This is a genomic window from Flavonifractor plautii ATCC 29863 (assembly GCF_000239295.1).
GTDB lineage: Bacteria > Bacillota > Clostridia > Oscillospirales > Oscillospiraceae > Flavonifractor > Flavonifractor plautii.
Window position 1 is genome coordinate 3,860 of record NZ_JH417838.1, and the last position, 405, is coordinate 4,264.

Consider the following 405-nt stretch of genomic DNA (forward strand, 5'->3'; position numbering starts at 1 on the left):
TCCATCTTCTCCAGCAGCGCGGCCTGCTCCTGCTTGGCCAGCGGATACCGGAAGGCGAACTCGCTGCTGTCCCCGCACACCAGGATAACATCCAGTGCAGAGCACGGCTTGCCGGTGTTCAGGTCATAGGCGGCGTACACGTTGAGCCAGTCGTCGTTTTCCGCGGTCGCCACGTGGGTGCCAAAGACCGCGTCCGGGTCAAATCCAACCGGCACGTAGAACAGAAGACGGCCATCGCACTCCGAGGGCTCATCCGCAAAACTCACCTTGTCCACAGGGATGCGGCGCGTCCCAGCCGTGAGCTCCGGCGGCTCCACCTCCTCCTGCACCAGCAGATGGTTGTAATGCTGTGCTAGTGTGCGACCGGTACGGAGCTGGCAGCAGGCCTCCATCTCCCCGCGCAGG

1 pseudogene is annotated in these 405 nt (G+C 63.7%); it reads right to left on the bottom strand.

Going from position 1 to position 405, the window contains the following annotated elements:
- Positions 1–405: pseudogene (locus HMPREF0372_RS20180) on the bottom strand (hypothetical protein); the annotation flags it as partial.